Source organism: Pseudoflavonifractor phocaeensis (assembly GCF_021531815.1).
Classification (GTDB): Bacteria; Bacillota; Clostridia; order Oscillospirales; family Oscillospiraceae; genus Lawsonibacter; species Lawsonibacter phocaeensis_A.
The window spans coordinates 42765-57896 of sequence record NZ_JADYUM010000002.1 but is presented as its reverse complement, the minus strand read 5'-3'; the positions used below and the strand labels follow the sequence as shown (position 1 = coordinate 57896).

Annotated in this window: 15 protein-coding genes; 7 read left to right on the top strand and 8 right to left on the bottom strand. The window is 62.8% G+C overall.

Features of this window, described 5'->3' with window-relative positions:
• Positions 1-19 precede the first annotated feature (19 nt).
• The 5 genes from I6E42_RS01595 to I6E42_RS01575 all read right to left on the bottom strand — a co-directional run bounded on the left by I6E42_RS01595 (position 20) and on the right by I6E42_RS01575 (position 5184).
• The gene (locus I6E42_RS01595) at positions 20-541 is read right to left on the bottom strand and encodes a hypothetical protein (RefSeq protein WP_235370101.1); all 522 of its coding nucleotides are present in this window, start codon (positions 539-541) and stop codon (positions 20-22) included.
• 4 nt (positions 542-545) lie between these two features.
• Positions 546-1472 (bottom strand): NAD(P)/FAD-dependent oxidoreductase, encoded by a 927-nt coding sequence (locus tag I6E42_RS01590; RefSeq protein ID WP_235370100.1) that lies wholly within the window; start codon positions 1470-1472, stop codon positions 546-548.
• 110 nt (positions 1473-1582) lie between these two features.
• Positions 1583-3970: a ribonucleoside triphosphate reductase gene (locus tag I6E42_RS01585; RefSeq protein ID WP_235370099.1), complete on the bottom strand. Its 2388-nt coding sequence runs from the start codon at positions 3968-3970 to the stop codon at positions 1583-1585.
• Between the two features lie 182 nt (positions 3971-4152).
• Positions 4153-4845 carry an anaerobic ribonucleoside-triphosphate reductase activating protein gene (locus I6E42_RS01580; protein WP_235370098.1) on the bottom strand — a complete coding sequence of 231 codons (693 nt, stop codon included), beginning with the start codon at positions 4843-4845 and terminating at the stop codon, positions 4153-4155.
• A gap of 90 nt (positions 4846-4935) precedes the next feature.
• Entirely contained in the window at positions 4936-5184 is a 249-nt protein-coding gene (locus I6E42_RS01575) for a sporulation transcriptional regulator SpoIIID (RefSeq protein WP_235370097.1), read from the bottom strand.
• Between the two features lie 248 nt (positions 5185-5432).
• On the opposite strand from I6E42_RS01575, the gene I6E42_RS01570 reads away from it, so the two are divergent.
• From I6E42_RS01570 to I6E42_RS01540, 7 genes are all read left to right on the top strand, one after another.
• On the top strand, positions 5433-6158 hold the full coding sequence (locus I6E42_RS01570) for a DUF554 domain-containing protein (RefSeq protein ID WP_235370096.1): 726 nt from the start codon (positions 5433-5435) through the stop codon (positions 6156-6158).
• A gap of 111 nt (positions 6159-6269) precedes the next feature.
• Entirely contained in the window at positions 6270-7109 is an 840-nt protein-coding gene (locus tag I6E42_RS01565) for a fumarate hydratase (protein WP_235370095.1), read from the top strand.
• Positions 7110-7121: 12 nt separating this feature from the next.
• A complete protein-coding gene (locus I6E42_RS01560) occupies positions 7122-7676 on the top strand; it encodes a Fe-S-containing hydro-lyase (protein WP_235370094.1) in 555 nt (184 codons plus the stop codon).
• Between the two features lie 207 nt (positions 7677-7883).
• The gene (locus I6E42_RS01555; protein ID WP_235370093.1) at positions 7884-8465 is read left to right on the top strand and encodes a Crp/Fnr family transcriptional regulator; all 582 of its coding nucleotides are present in this window, start codon (positions 7884-7886) and stop codon (positions 8463-8465) included.
• Between the two features lie 94 nt (positions 8466-8559).
• Complete coding sequence (locus I6E42_RS01550) at positions 8560-9633, top strand: ABC transporter substrate-binding protein (RefSeq protein ID WP_235370092.1); 1074 nt, start codon at positions 8560-8562, stop codon at positions 9631-9633.
• Entirely contained in the window at positions 9620-10405 is a 786-nt protein-coding gene (locus I6E42_RS01545) for an ABC transporter permease (protein WP_235370091.1), read from the top strand. The genes I6E42_RS01550 and I6E42_RS01545 overlap by 14 nt, the downstream gene beginning before the upstream one ends.
• The gene (locus tag I6E42_RS01540) at positions 10398-11003 is read left to right on the top strand and encodes an ATP-binding cassette domain-containing protein (RefSeq protein WP_235370090.1); all 606 of its coding nucleotides are present in this window, start codon (positions 10398-10400) and stop codon (positions 11001-11003) included. The genes I6E42_RS01545 and I6E42_RS01540 overlap by 8 nt, the downstream gene beginning before the upstream one ends.
• 47 nt (positions 11004-11050) lie before the next feature.
• Here I6E42_RS01540 and nrdG read toward each other — a convergent pair whose 3' ends face one another.
• The 3 genes from nrdG to nrdD are packed head-to-tail and all read right to left on the bottom strand — an operon-like array spanning position 11051 to position 14977.
• On the bottom strand, positions 11051-11569 hold the full coding sequence (nrdG, locus tag I6E42_RS01535) for an anaerobic ribonucleoside-triphosphate reductase activating protein (RefSeq protein WP_235370089.1): 519 nt from the start codon (positions 11567-11569) through the stop codon (positions 11051-11053).
• Positions 11570-11614: 45 nt separating this feature from the next.
• The gene (locus I6E42_RS01530; RefSeq protein WP_235370088.1) at positions 11615-12805 is read right to left on the bottom strand and encodes a MalY/PatB family protein; all 1191 of its coding nucleotides are present in this window, start codon (positions 12803-12805) and stop codon (positions 11615-11617) included.
• A gap of 45 nt (positions 12806-12850) precedes the next feature.
• Positions 12851-14977: an anaerobic ribonucleoside-triphosphate reductase gene (nrdD, locus tag I6E42_RS01525; RefSeq protein ID WP_235370087.1), complete on the bottom strand. Its 2127-nt coding sequence runs from the start codon at positions 14975-14977 to the stop codon at positions 12851-12853.
• Between the last annotated feature and the right edge of the window lie 155 nt (positions 14978-15132).

Below are 15132 nucleotides of genomic sequence, written 5' to 3'. Positions count from 1 at the left end.
GTCGCTCCTTTGATCGGATTCAGCGCCGGGGCAGCAGGCGGCGCAGCCAGGGGGCCAGGGTGGGAGCCAGCTGCCCCAGCGCACGGTCATAGAAAAAGAACACCGGGCAAAAAAGCGCCAGCAGAAGGGCGGCCTCCCAGCCGTGTTCCAGCGCCAGCCCTTCCAGTCCCAGCAGGCAGAACAGCGCCCCGTACACCGCCAGGACGGCCCCCAGAAACAGGGCGGACTTGGCCGCCCTGCGCCGCCACCGGGTCAGGCGCTCCAGAGCGGGCCGGATGGCCGGATACCAGCCGAACAGCCCGGCGAACAGGGCCGCCATCTCCAGCTCCGGCACCAGAAGCAGCCCCAGCAGCCCGGCCACCGCCCACAGGGTCAGGGCGTCCCGGACGCCCAATTCCTCCCGGATGACTCCGACCACCAGCCCTGCCAGCATGGGACACACATAGGTCATGATCCCCATGGCACTGCCCAGCACCATCAGCACCACGCACAGGGCGGCGCTCACGCCGCACACCGCGACCCGGCGGGAGGCATCCCGCATGGAGTTACGTCCCACAGTTCCGGTGGGCGTCGGCGTAGGCGCTGGCAGCCAGTCCGGCTACCGCGCCGTCCCCCACGGCAGTGGTAAGCTGGCGCACCTGCTTCACCCGGCAGTCCCCGGCGGCAAAAACTCCGGGCAGACTGGTACCGCAGTCCTCCCCCGCCAGGAAATAGCCCCTGTCGTCGGTCATCACCAGGTTGGCAAAGATCTCGTTCCGCGGCTCCTGGCCCACAGCGATGAACAGGCCGTCCACCGCCAGTTCCTTCCGCTGGGCGGTCTTCAAATCGGCCAGCACCAGACCGGTGAGGCCTTCCTCATTCCGGAGCAGGCTATCCACCCGGTGGCTCAGCAGAAATTCCACGTTGTCCCGCTCCCGCAGCTGCCGGACCATGCCGTTCTCCCCCCGGAACAGGTCCCGGCGGTGGATGACCGTCACCTTGGAACAGCGGGCAGAGAGGAACAATGCCTCCTGAAGGGCGGTATCCCCGCCCCCCACCACGGCCACGGGGCGATCCTGGTAGAAGGCCCCGTCACAGACGGCGCAGTAGGACACTCCCATGCCCACCAGCTGGTCCTCTCCCTCCAGGCCCAGCTTCCGGTGGGTGACTCCGGTGGCCAGCACCAGAGCCAACCCGGTGTAACGGCCCCTGTCGGTGGTCAGCTCCACCCGGTCCCCCTGGGTGCGCAGGAAGGTCACAGCCTCATTGCGGATATGAACCCCCTGGTCCAGCGCCTGCTGGGTCAGGGTCTGGGCAAACTGGGCCCCACTCATGCTGGGCAGCCCGGGATAGTTGTCCACCAGAGGGGAGAAGTTGATCTGGCCTCCGGTGGTCTCCCCCTCCAGCACCAGCACATCCTGGCCAGCCCGGGCGGCGTACAGGGCGGCGGTCAGGCCCGCGGGGCCTCCCCCCACTACGATCACGTCATACATAAAAACACCCCTTCTGTTTGTCCTGTGTGTCAGATGAGAAAGAACCGGCCCCAGACAACCGGGGCCGGTTTCATTGTACTTCGATTTATTCCCCTTGGCAAGAGCCAGGGTTATCCCACTTCCGCGGGGCGGTTGTCCTGGATGAATTTCCGGACGTTCCCCAGGCCTACCACCTTCACAGGGGCCTGTCCATCTTCCATAACCAGCGTTGGGGCCTGACGGACGCCGTAGCGGACGGCGAGGTCCGGGTTCTCCTCGGCCAGCACCTTCCGGAAGGGGAGGCCCGCCTCCTCCAGCAGCCGCTCCGCCTGGGCACAGTTGGGGCAGGTGCGGGTGGCGAAGAGCAGCAGTTCTCCGTCGGAAGCTCGTTCCGCCTCCTGGGCCTCCGCCGTCACCAGGGACCCGGCGATCCCGGCCCGGCGCAGGCGGGAGCGGCCGATGTCATAGACCTTCCGGTCCTGGAACTCCTGTGCCTTGCCGTCGTTCCAGTTCTGGATGGGCCGGTAGTAGCCGGTAATACGGCTGTAGACCTCGGTGGCCCGGCCGCAGTGGGGGCAGGTGTGCTGCTCCCCGATGAGGTAGCCGTGGTCGGCGCACACCGAGTAGGTGGGAGAGAGGGTATAATAGGGCAGCTTGTAGTTCTCCGCGATCTTCCGCACCAGGGCGGCGGCAGCCTTCCAGTCGGGCAGCTTCTCCCCCAGGAAGGCGTGGAACACGGTGCCCGAGGTGTACAGGGTCTGGAGCTCGTCCTGGACGTCCAGGGCGGAGAAGATGTCCTCGGTATACCCTACAGGCAGGTGGGAGGAGTTGGTGTAATAGGGAGTGCCATGCTCGTTGGCGGTGATGATGTCGGGGAACTGTTCCTTGTCGTGCTTGGCGAAGCGGTAGGTGGTGGACTCGGCGGGGGTGGCCTCCAGGTTGTACAGGTCGCCGTACGCCTCCTGATAGTCGCTCAGCCGCTCCCGCATGTGGTTCAGCACGTTTTTGGCGAACTCCTGGGTCTCCCCGTGGGTCAGATCGGCCCGGAGCCACTTGGCGTTGAGGCCGGCCTCGTTCATGCCGATGAGCCCGATGGTGGAGAAGTGGTTGGCAAAGGTGCCCAGGTACCGCTTGGTGTAGGGGTAGAGCCCCGCGTCCAGCAGCTTGGTGATCACGGTGCGCTTGGTCTTCAGGGACCGGGCGGCAATGTCCATCAGCTTGTCCAGCCGCCGGTAAAAGTCGGCCTCGTCCTCCGCCAGGTAGGCGATGCGGGGCAGGTTGATGGTGACCACTCCCACGCTGCCCGTGGACTCGCCGGAGCCGAAGAAGCCGCCGGACTTTTTCCGCAGCTCCCGCAGGTCCAGCCGCAGGCGGCAGCACATGGACCGCACATCGGAGGGCTCCATGTCCGAATTGATGTAGTTGGAGAAGTAGGGGGTACCGTATTTGGCGGTCATCTCGAACAGCAGCTTGTTGTTCTCCGTCTCCGACCAGTCAAAGTCCCGGGTGATGGAGTAGGTGGGAATGGGATACTGGAAGCCCCGGCCGTTGGCGTCCCCCTCGATCATGATCTGGATGAACGCCTTGTTCACCATGTCCATCTCCTGCTTGCAGTCCCCATAGGTAAAGTCCATCTCCTTGCCGCCCACGATGGCGGGCAGGTGCTCCAGGTCTTTAGGCACCGTCCAGTCCAGGGTGATGTTGGAGAAGGGGGCCTGGGTGCCCCAGCGGCTGGGGGTGTTCACCCCGTAAACGAAGGACTGGATGCACTGCTTGACCTCCTTCTGGGTCAGGTGGTCCACCTTGACAAAGGGAGCCAGGTAGGTGTCAAAGGAGGAGAAAGCCTGTGCCCCCGCCCACTCGTTCTGCATGATGCCCAGGAAATTGACCATCTGGTTGCACAGGGTGGACAGGTGGCTGGCGGGAGCGGAGGTGATCTTCCCAGGGATGCCCCCCAGGCCCTCCTGGATGAGCTGCTTCAGGGACCAGCCGGCGCAGTAGCCGGTGAGCATGGACAGGTCGTGGATATGGATGTCGGCGCTGCGGTGGGCGTTGGCCACCTCCTGGTCGTAGATCTCGCTGAGCCAGTAATTGGCGGTGATGGCCCCGGAGTTGGACAGGATCAGGCCGCCCACCGAGTAGGTGACCGTGGAATTCTCCTTCACCCGCCAGTCGTTGATCTGGAGGTAGTCATCCACCAGGTCCTTGTAATTGAGCAGGGTGGAGTTGACGTTGCGCACCTTCTCCCGCTGCTTGCGGTAGAGGATGTAGGCCTTGGCCACGTCGGCGTAGCCCGCCTCAGACAGCACCTGCTCCACGCTGTCCTGAATGTCCTCCACGGCGATAAATCCGTCCTTCACCTTGGGTTCAAAGGCGGCGGTCACCCGCAGGGCCAGCATATCGATGACGCTGGGGTGGTACTGTTTGCCCAGGGCCTCAAAAGCCTTGGTGATGGCGGCGCTGATCTTTCCGATCTCGAACTGGGCGGCGGTGCCGTCCCGCTTTGTCACCTGGTACATGGCTGATCCCTCCGTTTGTTCTCTCAACGGGAATCCGGCTCCGGACTCCCGGGACCCTTTTACTATATCACGCGCTCCAGCGATGGTCAATATTTTGTTTTGTTATTTTTAGAAAAACACAAGATATTGTGAGTCTCATTCAAAATTCAGCGAAGCGGTCCAATGACCGCCCCGCTGTTTTCTCATTGTCCCCGCAGCCGGGCCGATGGGATATCCGACTGTACCAGGGCCAGAAAGTCCTCCATGGTTCTCTCATCCCACGGATGGAGCCCAGACCGGAGCACCGTGTCCCGGTCCACGAAGGACTGGAGGAAGTACCGTTTGGCCCCTGCCAGCCATTCTCCTATGGCCCGAAAGGACTCCCCGTCATGGAACTCCCGCACCACCGTGGTGCGGAACTCATAGTCCACCGCATCCGACAGCAGGTAGGACACGCTGTCCCAGATGGGGGTAAGGTCCAGCCCGGGCACTCCCGCCGTCTCGGCGTAGCGGGCGGGACTGTTTTTCACGTCCATGGCCACGTAATCCACCAGGCCCTGTTCCACCAGCCGCCGCAGCCGCTCCGGGTGGGTCCCGTTGGTGTCCAGCTTGAGGGAAAAGCCCAGTTCTTTGATTTGCGCCAACAGCTCCGGCAGATCCGGGCGGAGCAAGGGTTCCCCTCCGGTGACGCACACCCCGTCCAGTAGGCCCCGGCGCTTGCGCAGGAAGGCCAGCAGGGCCTGGTCGTCCAGTTCCGGGGGCGGAAAGGGGCCCTCCACCAGCTCCCCATTGTGGCAGAAGGGACAGCGGAAGTCACAGCCTCCCAGAAACACCGTGCAGGCCACCTTGCCGGGATAGTCCAGCAGCGTCAATTTTTGCAGTCCGTGGATGTCCATGGTGTTTTCTTCCTCTCTCCGGCGGTCCGGGGCCGTTCTCTCTCCCATTGTAGTCCCGGCCCATCCGGCTGTCAACGGACCATCCTCCGGTCATATTCCCTTGTATTTCCGCCGGGTGGCGATGCCTCCCCTGATGTGCCGCTCCGCTTTGTTCTCCTCCAACACCCCCTTCACCTGGAGATACAGCGTCCGGTTGAACAGGGGCAGGCGCTCCGACAGGTCCTTATGTACAGTAGATTTGCTGATCCCGAATTTCTTCGCGGCGGCACGGACCGTGGTCCGGTTCTCCAGGATGTAAAGAGCCAGGCGCTCCGCCCGTTCTTCCATGTTCCCTTTCACACATGCACCACTCCCATGTAGTTTCCTGCATGAAAAGGTATATGTCCCAAAGCCCCCCGTTATGCCCGCTGCCAGCCTCCATTTCCCGTGTTTTCCGTTCTGACCGCCCCCAGGCCGGGTAACAATGTGGGCAGCCCCGCCCCTTCCAATTGACAACAGGCGAGCCAAATCGCTATAATAATGTCTGCCGCCCCTCGCGGGCAGTCTCAGATCAGTCTCCGGGCAGTCCCGGATATGGAGTGATACATATGATCGGAATCGGCACCATCGTCAACGTAGCGGCTATTATCGTGGGCGGACTCATCGGCCTGCTGTTCAAGGGCGGCCTGAAGGAGCACTACCAGGAAGCCATTGTCAAATCCCTGGGCCTGTGCACCATGTTTATCGGAGCGGCGGGCGCCCTCCCGGGGCTGCTTCGGGTGGAGAACGGCGTCCTCGCCAGCGCCCCTATTCGGGACACCCTGGGCATGATCCTGTCCATGGCCCTGGGCACCTTGATCGGTGAATGGCTGGACTTTGACGGCAGGATGGAGCGGCTGGGCGCCTGGCTGAAAGCGAAAGCCTCCCGGGGCGAGGACAGCCAGTTCATTCAGGGTTTCGTCACCGCCTCCCTGACGGTGTGCATCGGCGCCATGGCCATCGTGGGTTCCATTCAGGACGGCCTGTCCCACGACCCCTCCACCCTGTTCACCAAGTCCATTCTGGACTTCCTCATCATCATTATCTTCGCCTCCACCTACGGCAAGGGGGCCATTTTCTCCGCCCTGCCCGTGGGCGTGCTCCAGGGCGGCGTCACCCTGTGCGCCGGGCTGCTGGCCCCGGTGTTCAGCCCCGCCGTCATCTCCAATCTGTCCTTCCTGGGTTCCATCCTCATCTTCTGCGTGGGCGTCAACCTGGCCTTCGGAAGCAAATTCCGGGTGGCCAACATGCTGCCCGCCCTGGTGCTGGGGGCGGCCTATACCGCGCTGCTCTGACTTTAAGCCGTCCCATCTACCCAAGAGGGGAAACTTGAAAACCGCATTGAAACCAGGTCCGGCCCATGGTAAAATGGACCCACAACCTGTCAAAGAGAGGGAGTCGCTGTTATGAGAACCATTACCGCCGCCGCGCTCACCGACACGGTGGCCCGGCTGTGCATCCAGGCCAACACCAAGCTGCCCAAGGACATCGTGGCCGCCCTGGACCGGGACCGGAAGGCCGAGCCCTGGCCCCTGGCCCAAGAGACTCTGGACCTGCTGTGGGACAACATGGAGCTGGCGGAAGAAAAAGGCCTGCCCGTCTGTCAAGACACAGGGATGGCCTGCGTCTTTGTGGAGCTGGGCCAGGAGGTCCACATCGAGGGGAATTTTGAGGAGGCCATCCACGAAGGGGTCCGCCGGGGCTACGGGGAGGGCTACCTCCGCAAGTCCATCGTGGGCGATCCCCTGCGCCGGGTGAACACCGGGGACAACACCCCCGCCGCCATCACCCTGCGGCTGGTCCCCGGGGACGGCTGCACCGTCACTGTAGCCCCAAAGGGCTTCGGCAGCGAGAACATGAGCCGCCTGGGGATGCTCAAGCCCGCCGACGGGGTGGAGGGCGTGAAAAACTTCGTACTGGAGACGGTGCGCCTAGCCGGGCCCAACCCCTGTCCTCCCATCGTCCTGGGCATCGGCGTGGGCGGCTCCTTCGACAAGGTGGCCTATCTGGCCAAGCACGCCCTGCTGCGGCCCATTGACCAGCCCAACCCCGATCCCTTCTACGCTGACCTGGAGCGGGAGCTGCTGGAGGAGATCAACCGCCTGGGCATCGGCCCCCAGGGCTTCGGCGGGCAGACCACCTGCCTGGGGCTGTCCATCGAGGCCGCTCCCACCCACGTGGCAGGCCTGCCCGTAGCCGTCAACGTCAGCTGCCATGTGACCCGCCGGGCCGCAGCCGAACTGTAAGGAGGGGTTTTGATGCAATACAAACTGACCACCCCTGTGACAAAGGAGATGCTGGCCCCCCTGAAGGCCGGAGACACGGTGCTGCTGTCGGGTACGGTGTACACCGCCCGGGACGCGGCCCACAAACGGATGATGGAATTGCTGGACGCTGGCCAACCCCTGCCCTTCCCCGTGGAGGGGTCCGCCGTCTACTACGTGGGCCCCACCCCGGAGCGGCCCGGTCAGGTCATCGGCTCCGCCGGCCCCACCACCAGCGGGCGGATGGACGCCTACTCCCCCCGGCTGCTGGACCTGGGTCAGGCTATTATGATCGGCAAGGGCGCCCGGAATCAGGCCGTCAAGGAGGCCGTAGTGCGCAACGGAGCCGTCTACCTGGCCGCCCTGGGGGGTGCTGGGGCCCTGATGGCCGCCAGCGTAAAGGAGCTGGAGGTCATCTGCTGGGAGGACCTGGGCTGCGAGGCGGTGCGGCGGCTGGAGGTGGAGGACTTCCCCCTGACCGTCATTCTGGACGCCCACGGGGGCGACCTGTACCAGTCCGGCCCCGCCGCCTATCTGTCCAGCCTGTGACCCGCGCCTGATCCACCAATCCAATACAGTTCCCCCGTCAACCCCGGCTGTTCCCACAGCCGGGGTTGACTTTTTGCCCCGTCTCCTATATAATCCTTTTTGTCTCAAATAAGACATGTAGGGAAGGTGTTTCAAGTGCCTCTGACCGGGGAGGAACAGACGCTGTTGGGCCGATGCCCGCTGCTGCGGGGCGTAAACGAAGCTTTTTTGGAACAGATCATCCAGGCGGAGGGGGCGGAGCTGGTCCAGTTCCCCGCCGGGCAGGTGGTATACAGTCCCAGAGAGTTCCGCCGCTGTCTGGGTGTGCTTCTGACAGGACAGCTCCAAGTAACCAAGGGCACCCTGGCGGTGAGCGTTTTGGAGCCTGGGGAGCTTTTTGGGGCCGCCGCCCTGTACAGCGACGCCCCGGAATATGCCACCACCATCACCGCCAGACGCTCCAGCCGCTGCCTCCTGCTGGACCAGTCCCTGGTGGACCGCCTGCTGGGAGAACAGCCCCTGATCCGCAAGAATTACCTCCACTATCTCACCGGCCGTATCCGCTTTCTCTCCGGACGGCTCCAGTCCCTGGCCCAATCCAGCGCCGAGGGCCGGCTGGCCCGGTATCTGCTGGCCAACAGCCAAAACGGCAGCCTCACCTGCTCCGCCACCGACCTGGCCCGCCGCCTGGGCATCAGCCGTGCCTCCCTCTACCGCGCCTTTGAGGAGTTGGAACACGGCGGGCTGATTTTCCGCCAGGGAAAGACCATCACCATTCCAAATCTATCCGCTCTGGAAGGCGCTCTGTAAATTTGGGTTTACCGGCCTATGGAGCCTGAAACCTATATTATGCAGGGCAAGGTACTCACGCTTCGTACACATCATATGAAAGGATGACTGTATCATGAAAAAGAAACTGTCTCTGCTCCTGGCCGCCGCCATGGTGTTCTCCGCCCTGGCCGGCTGCGGCCCCAAGTCCTCCGGTTCCGGCTCCTCCAGCTCCGCCGCCGTCTCCTCCTCCGCGTCCGGCAGCGCCTCGTCCAGCGTCCCTGGCGACGCCGCCCTGCCCGCCGAGGTCAACTTCATGGTCCTCAGCGGACCCACCGGCGTGGGCGCCGCTTACTTGATCGACGGCTACAGCGCAGACAGCGCCCCCGCCGACGCCCCCTTCGTTCTGAACACCACCGTGGCCACCGAAAACACGGAGGTGACCAACGCCCTGGTCAACGGTGACGCGGACATCGCCGCCATCGCCACCAACGTGGCCGCCAACCTGGTGGCCAAGACCGACGGCGGCATCCAGGTGCTGGCCGTCAACACCCTGGGCGTCCTCTATATTCTGGAGAAGGGCGACACCGTCCAGTCCATGGCCGATCTGAAGGGCAAGACCCTCTACGCCCCCTCCACCGCCAAGGGTGCCAACCCCGAGTATATCCTCAACCACCTGCTGCGGGAGAACGGTGTGGAGCCCGACCAGGTGGACATCCAGTGGATGACCCCCCAGGAGATCACCGCTCAGATCGCCTCCTCCGACGCCGGCATCTGCATGCTCCCCGTCCCCGCCGCCACCGCCCTGCTGATGAAGGACAGCGGCGTCCGGGAAGCCCTCTCCCTGTCCGATGAATGGGACAAGCTGGACCAGGGTGCCCTGCCCATGGGCTGTGTTGTCGCCCGCACCGGCTTTATTGAGGAGAATCCCGAACTGGTGGACGCCTTTGTGGATCTGTACGGCGACTCCATCTCCTTCATGTCCGACGAAAACAACAGCGCGGACGCCGCCGCCCTGGTGGCCAAGTACGGCATCACCGCCAACGAACAGATCGCCGCCAAGGCCATTCCCCAGTGCAACCTGACCTTCCTCACCGGCCCGGAGATGAAGGAGACCCTGGAGGGCTATTACCAGGTCCTGTTCCAGGCTGATCCCGCCTCCATCGGCGGTGCCATGCCCTACGATTCCTTCTACTATGGAGTGGCGTAAAACTGGAAAAAAACTGATCTCTGCCCTGCTGCCCCCGGCCTTCTGGCTGGGGGCTTGGCAGCTTTGCGCCTTTCTGGTGGACCTCCATGTCCGGGGCCGGGGCAACGAGCTGCTCCTCCCCTATCCCGCCACGGTCCTGTCCGCCCTGGTCCGGCTGGCCGGCACCCCTGCTTTTTGGGGGACTGTCCTGGCCACCCTGGGCCGCATCCTGGCCGGCATGGTGTTGGGCACAGCGCTGGGCGGGCTGCTGGCCGCCCTCACCTTTCTCTCCCACTGGGCGGACCGCCTGCTCTCCCCCGCCATCCGGGTCATCCGGGCCACTCCGGTGGTCTCCTTCATTCTGCTGATCCTGCTGTGGACCGGCCGGGACCGGGTCCCCGTGGTGATCTCCGCGCTCATGGTCCTGCCTGTGATATGGGGCAACCTCTCCAGGGGCCTGGGCGAGACCGACCCCCAGCTGTTGGAGATGGCCCGCGCTTACCGGTTCTCCGCCTTCCAAACCGTCAAACTGATCTACCTGCCCTCCCTGCGGCCCTATTTCCTCTCCGCGGTCACCACCGCCATGGGGCTGGCCTGGAAATCCGGCGTAGCGGCCGAGGTCCTGTGCCTGCCCCGCCCCTCCGTCGGCACGCAGATCTACAATGCCAAGCTCTATCTGGAGGTTCCCGACCTGTTCGCCTGGACGGTGGTGGTGGTCGCCCTGTCTCTGGTGCTGGAACGGCTGCTGCGCACCCTGCTTCGTTCCCGGAAAGGAGGGGTCAGCCATGAGTGAGATTCGTCTGGACCACGTCTCCTTCCGGTACGGCCCAAAAGAGATCCTATCCGATTTCTCCCTCACCCTCCCCGGCTCCGGGGTCACCGTCCTCCGGGGGCCGTCGGGCTGCGGCAAGACTACCCTGCTCCGGCTGCTGGCCGGGTTGGAACGCCCTGCCTCCGGCCGGATCACCGGCGTCTCCCCCGGGGAGACCGCCTTCCTCTTCCAGGAAAACCGGCTGCTGCCCTGGCGGACGGTGGAACAGCACCTGACCGATGTACTGCCCCGGGACCGCCGGAGGGAAGCGGAAGGGTGGCTGGCCCTTACTGAGCTCACCGGGGAGGAAAATACCTACCCCGACGCCCTGTCCGGCGGCATGGAGCGCCGGCTGGCTCTGGCCCGGTGCCTGGCTCTGGGCGGGGCCCTCTACCTGCTGGACGAGCCCTTCGCCGGAGTGGACCCCCAGCGGGCCGCCCGGATCATGGAGGGCCTGAAGCGGCTGCCCGTCCCGGTCCTTCTCACCAGCCACGAAAGCAATATTCTCTCCCTGGCCCACCGGGTGGTGGACCTGGAGGGACCGCCCCTACGGCTTTTGGGCGAAATAAAAGAGCCATAAAGAATCCCCTGACCTTCCGGAAGGTCAGGGGATTTTCTTTCCTATTGTTATTCCAGTTTGTCCCAAATCAGGACCTGCCCCGCTCCCAATGAGGCGGGCACGTCGATGAGCCGCTGATTCGCCGATCCCCGGAACCGGAGGGACAGTTCCTTCTGCTCCAGGACAAAGGGGCCGTCCACCAACACGTCCAGCAGGCCCAGCAAGGTCCGGCTGTGGGCCCCCACCTTTCCGGCGGCCAAGTCCTCAAAGAGGTAACCGGAGTAGCACCAGACGTCCTTCTCCGGGAACCGTTCCCGCACCCGGCGGACCAGTTCCAGCACTGCCCCCTGGTTCTGGGGCTCAAATGGCTCTCCCCCCAGAATGGACAGACCATGGATATAGGACTTGGACAGGTGACCCAAGATCTCCTGGATCTGCGCCTCTCCAAAGGGTTGGCCGTAGTCAAAGTCCCAGGTCTCCGGGTTGAAGCACTCCTTGCAGTGGTGGGTACAGCCGGAGACGAAGATGGAGACCCGAACCCCCGGGCCGTTGGCCACATCGATGGGCCGGATGTCGGCGTAATTCATGGAAACACTTCCTCATTTGTACGGCGGGACCATGTTCCGCCGGGGTCAGCTCTTCCGGTGAGCCTCCAGGGTCTTTTTCAGCCGGGGCAGCGCCGCCTCGATGTAGCGGGTGGGGCAGGCCAGGTTCCAGCGCTCGAAGCCCTCGCCCGCCTCGCCGAAGATGTAGCCGTCATCCATAAACAGCCAGGCTTCCTTCTTCAGCAGCTCGGCCAGTTCCCGGCATTCAATGCCATAGGCGCTCAGGTCCATCCACAGCAGGTAGGTGCCCTCCAGCGTGGTGATGGAGATCTCCGGCAGTTCCTTGGCGCAGAAATCGATGATCGTCTTGGCGTTGCGGATGATGACTTCCATGCACTGCCGGTGCCACTCCTGCCCCTGGGTGTAGACGATCCGGCTGGCCTCATAGCCCAGAATGTTGCACTTGGGGTTGATCTCCAGCTTCATCTGGTTGGCCTTGAAGGCCTTGCGTCTCTCCTCGTCGGGGATGATGATGGCCGAGGTCTGGAGGCCCGCCAGATTGAAGGTCTTGGTGGCGGCCACACACACCATACAGTTCTTGGCAAAGGCATCATTGAGAGAAGCGAAGGGGATATGATGGTAACCGGGCATGATAATATCGCCGTGAATCTCGTCGGAGCAGACGAAAATACCGTGCTCCAGGCAGATATTGCCGATCTTGGTCAACTCTTCCTCGGTAAACACCCGGCCCGTGGGATTCTGGGGGTTGCACAGGATCATCAGCTTCACATTGGGACGGGCGGCCTTGGCCTCAAAATCGGCAAAGTCGATCTCATAGCGGCTGCCCTTGCGGACCAAGAAACTCTCCACCAGTTCCCGGCCATTGGCCGTGACGGCGTTGTACATAGGGTAGTAGGTGGGGCTGAGCATCAGCACGCCGTCGCCGGGCTGTGTATACGTCTGGACCGCGCCGTGGAAGGCATTGACGATGCCCGGCGTGCACAGAATCGTTTCGGGCTTCACCTCCCAGCCGTGCTGGGATTTCTGCCAGCCGCACACGGCGTCCTTATATTCCGGGGTGGGATTGGCGTAGCCCAGGGGGTACCGCTCCATGTAGCTTTTCAGCCCCTCCAGCACCTCGGGGATCTGCACAAACTCCATATCCGCCACGGAGAAGGGGATCACGTCAGGACTGTCCACGCCGTACTGCTCCATCTCATCCCATTTCTTGGACCCCACATGCCGGCGGGGCTGTACCGTTTCAAAATCGTATTTCATCGTCTCAGCTCCTTACATTCTATTTTATCACAGCCCGGGAGGCGCTCACAGGTGCAGCACCCGGGACTTGATCTCCTTGGTCTTGCCCACGTTCCAGTAATTCTCGCCCAGGTAGCCGCAGGTACGGCGGGTGACGTTCATCTTGGAGCGGTCCTTGTTGTGGCAGGCGGGGCACTCCCACTGGTTGTCATCGTTGATGATGATCTCTCCGTCGAACCCGCACACCTGGCAGTAGTCGCTCTTGGTATTGAACTCAGCGTACTGGATGTTGTCGTAGATGAACCGGACCACCTCTTTCAGCGCCTCCAGATTGTTGCGCATGTTGGGGATCTCCACATAGGAGATGCAGCCGCCGGTGGAGATCTTCTGGAACTGGCTCTCGAAGGTGAACTTCTCAAAGGCGTCGATATGCTCCCGCACATCCACATGGTAGGAGTTGGTATAGTAGCCCTTGTCCGTGACGTCGGGAATGGTGCCGAAGCGCTCTTTATCGATGCGGGCGAAGCGGTAGCACAGGGACTCGGCGGGGGTGCCGTAGAGGGCGAAGCCGATGTTGGTTTCCTTCTTCCAGTCGTCGCAGGCCTTGCGCAGGCGGTTCATCACCTTCAGCGCGAACTCAGCGCCCTCGGGCTGGGTGTGGGAGCAGCCCTTCATCAGCTTGGTCACCTCATACAGGCCGATATAGCCCAGAGAGATGGAGGAGTAGCCGCCGTAGAGCAGGGGCTCGATGGGGGCGCCCTTGGGCAGGCGGGCGATGGCGCCGTACTGCCAGTGGATGGGGCTGGAGTCGGACTTCACGTTTTTCAGGGCGTTGTGGCGGCACATCAGGGCCTCGAAGCACAGCTGGAGGCGCTCCTCCAGGATCTCCCAGAACTTCTCCTCATCCCCCCGGGCCAGGATACCGATCTGGGGCAGGTTCAGGGAGACCACGCCCTGGTTGAAGCGGCCCTCGAACTTGTAGTTGCCGTTCTCATCCTTCCAGGGAGCCAGGAAGGAGCGGCAGCCCATGGGGGAGAACACGTTGCCCTCGTAATTCTCCCGCATCTTCTTGGCGGAGATATAGTCGGGATACATCCGCTTAGCGGAGCACTTGACGGCCAGCTCGGTGATATAGTCGTACTTGCCGCCCTTGAGGCAGTTGTGCTCGTCCAGAACGTAGACCAGCTTGGGGAAGGCGGGGGTGATATAGACGCCCTTCTCGTTCTTGATGCCCTCCAGCCGCTGGCGCAGCACCTCCTCCACGATCATGGCGTTCTCCTCCAGGTAGGGGTCGTCCTCCTGGAGATTGAGGAACAGGGTGACGAAAGGAGACTGGCCGTTGGTGGTCATGAGGGTATTGATCTGATACTGTATGGTCTGGACCCCGGATTTCAGCTCGTCCCGCAGACGGTCGTTGACCAGCCGCTCCACCGTGGCCTCGTCAGCCTGGCCGGCACATTCATAGGCGATGTGCTTGCGGAATTTTTCCTTGCTCCGGCGCAGATACTTGCCCAGGTGGCGCAGGTCCACCGACTGGCCGCCGTACTGGTTGGAGGCCACGCAGGCGATGATCTGAGTCATGACGGTGCAGGCCACCTGAAAACTCTTGGGAGACTCGATGAGCTTGCCGTTCATGACGGTGCCGTTGTCCAGCATGTCCCCGATGTTGATGAGGCAGCAGTTGAAGATGGGCTGGACGAAATAGTCGGCGTCGTGGAAGTGGATGGTGCCTTCGTCGTGGGCCTTGGAGATCTTTTCGGGCAGGAGGATGCGCCGGGTCAGGTCCCGGCTCACCTCGCCGGCGATGTAGTCCCGCTGGGTGGCGGCAATCATGGTGTTCTTATTGGAATTCTCCTCTGCCAACTCCTGGTTCTCGTTGCGCAGCAGGGAAAGAATGGACTCGTCGGTGGTGTTGGCCTTCCGGACCAGGGCCCGGTTATAGCGGTAGATGATATAGGTCTTGGCCAGGTGGAACTTGTTCTCCGCCACCAGTCCCTGCTCCACCAGGTCCTGGATGTCCTCCACCAGCATCCGGGGGCGCTTCATCCCCTCGATGCGGTCGATGATGACGTCGATGCGGTCCCGGGCCAGCCGGTCCTCCTGGGGGACCTCCGCGTTTGCTTTTTCAATGGCGGTGACGATCTTGCTCCTGTCGTAATCCACGATGGTACCGTCTCGTTTGATGACCTTCATTGCATGATCTCCTTCCTTCGGGGTACACTTTATCTTTCACCGGCAAAATCCGCCGGAACACGTCACGATTGAGTATAGCACACCGGAAGCGGTTTGTCTATGGTATATCTCCACAAGATATTGTGTTCTTTTTTGTAGACTAGAATTTCTGCCAC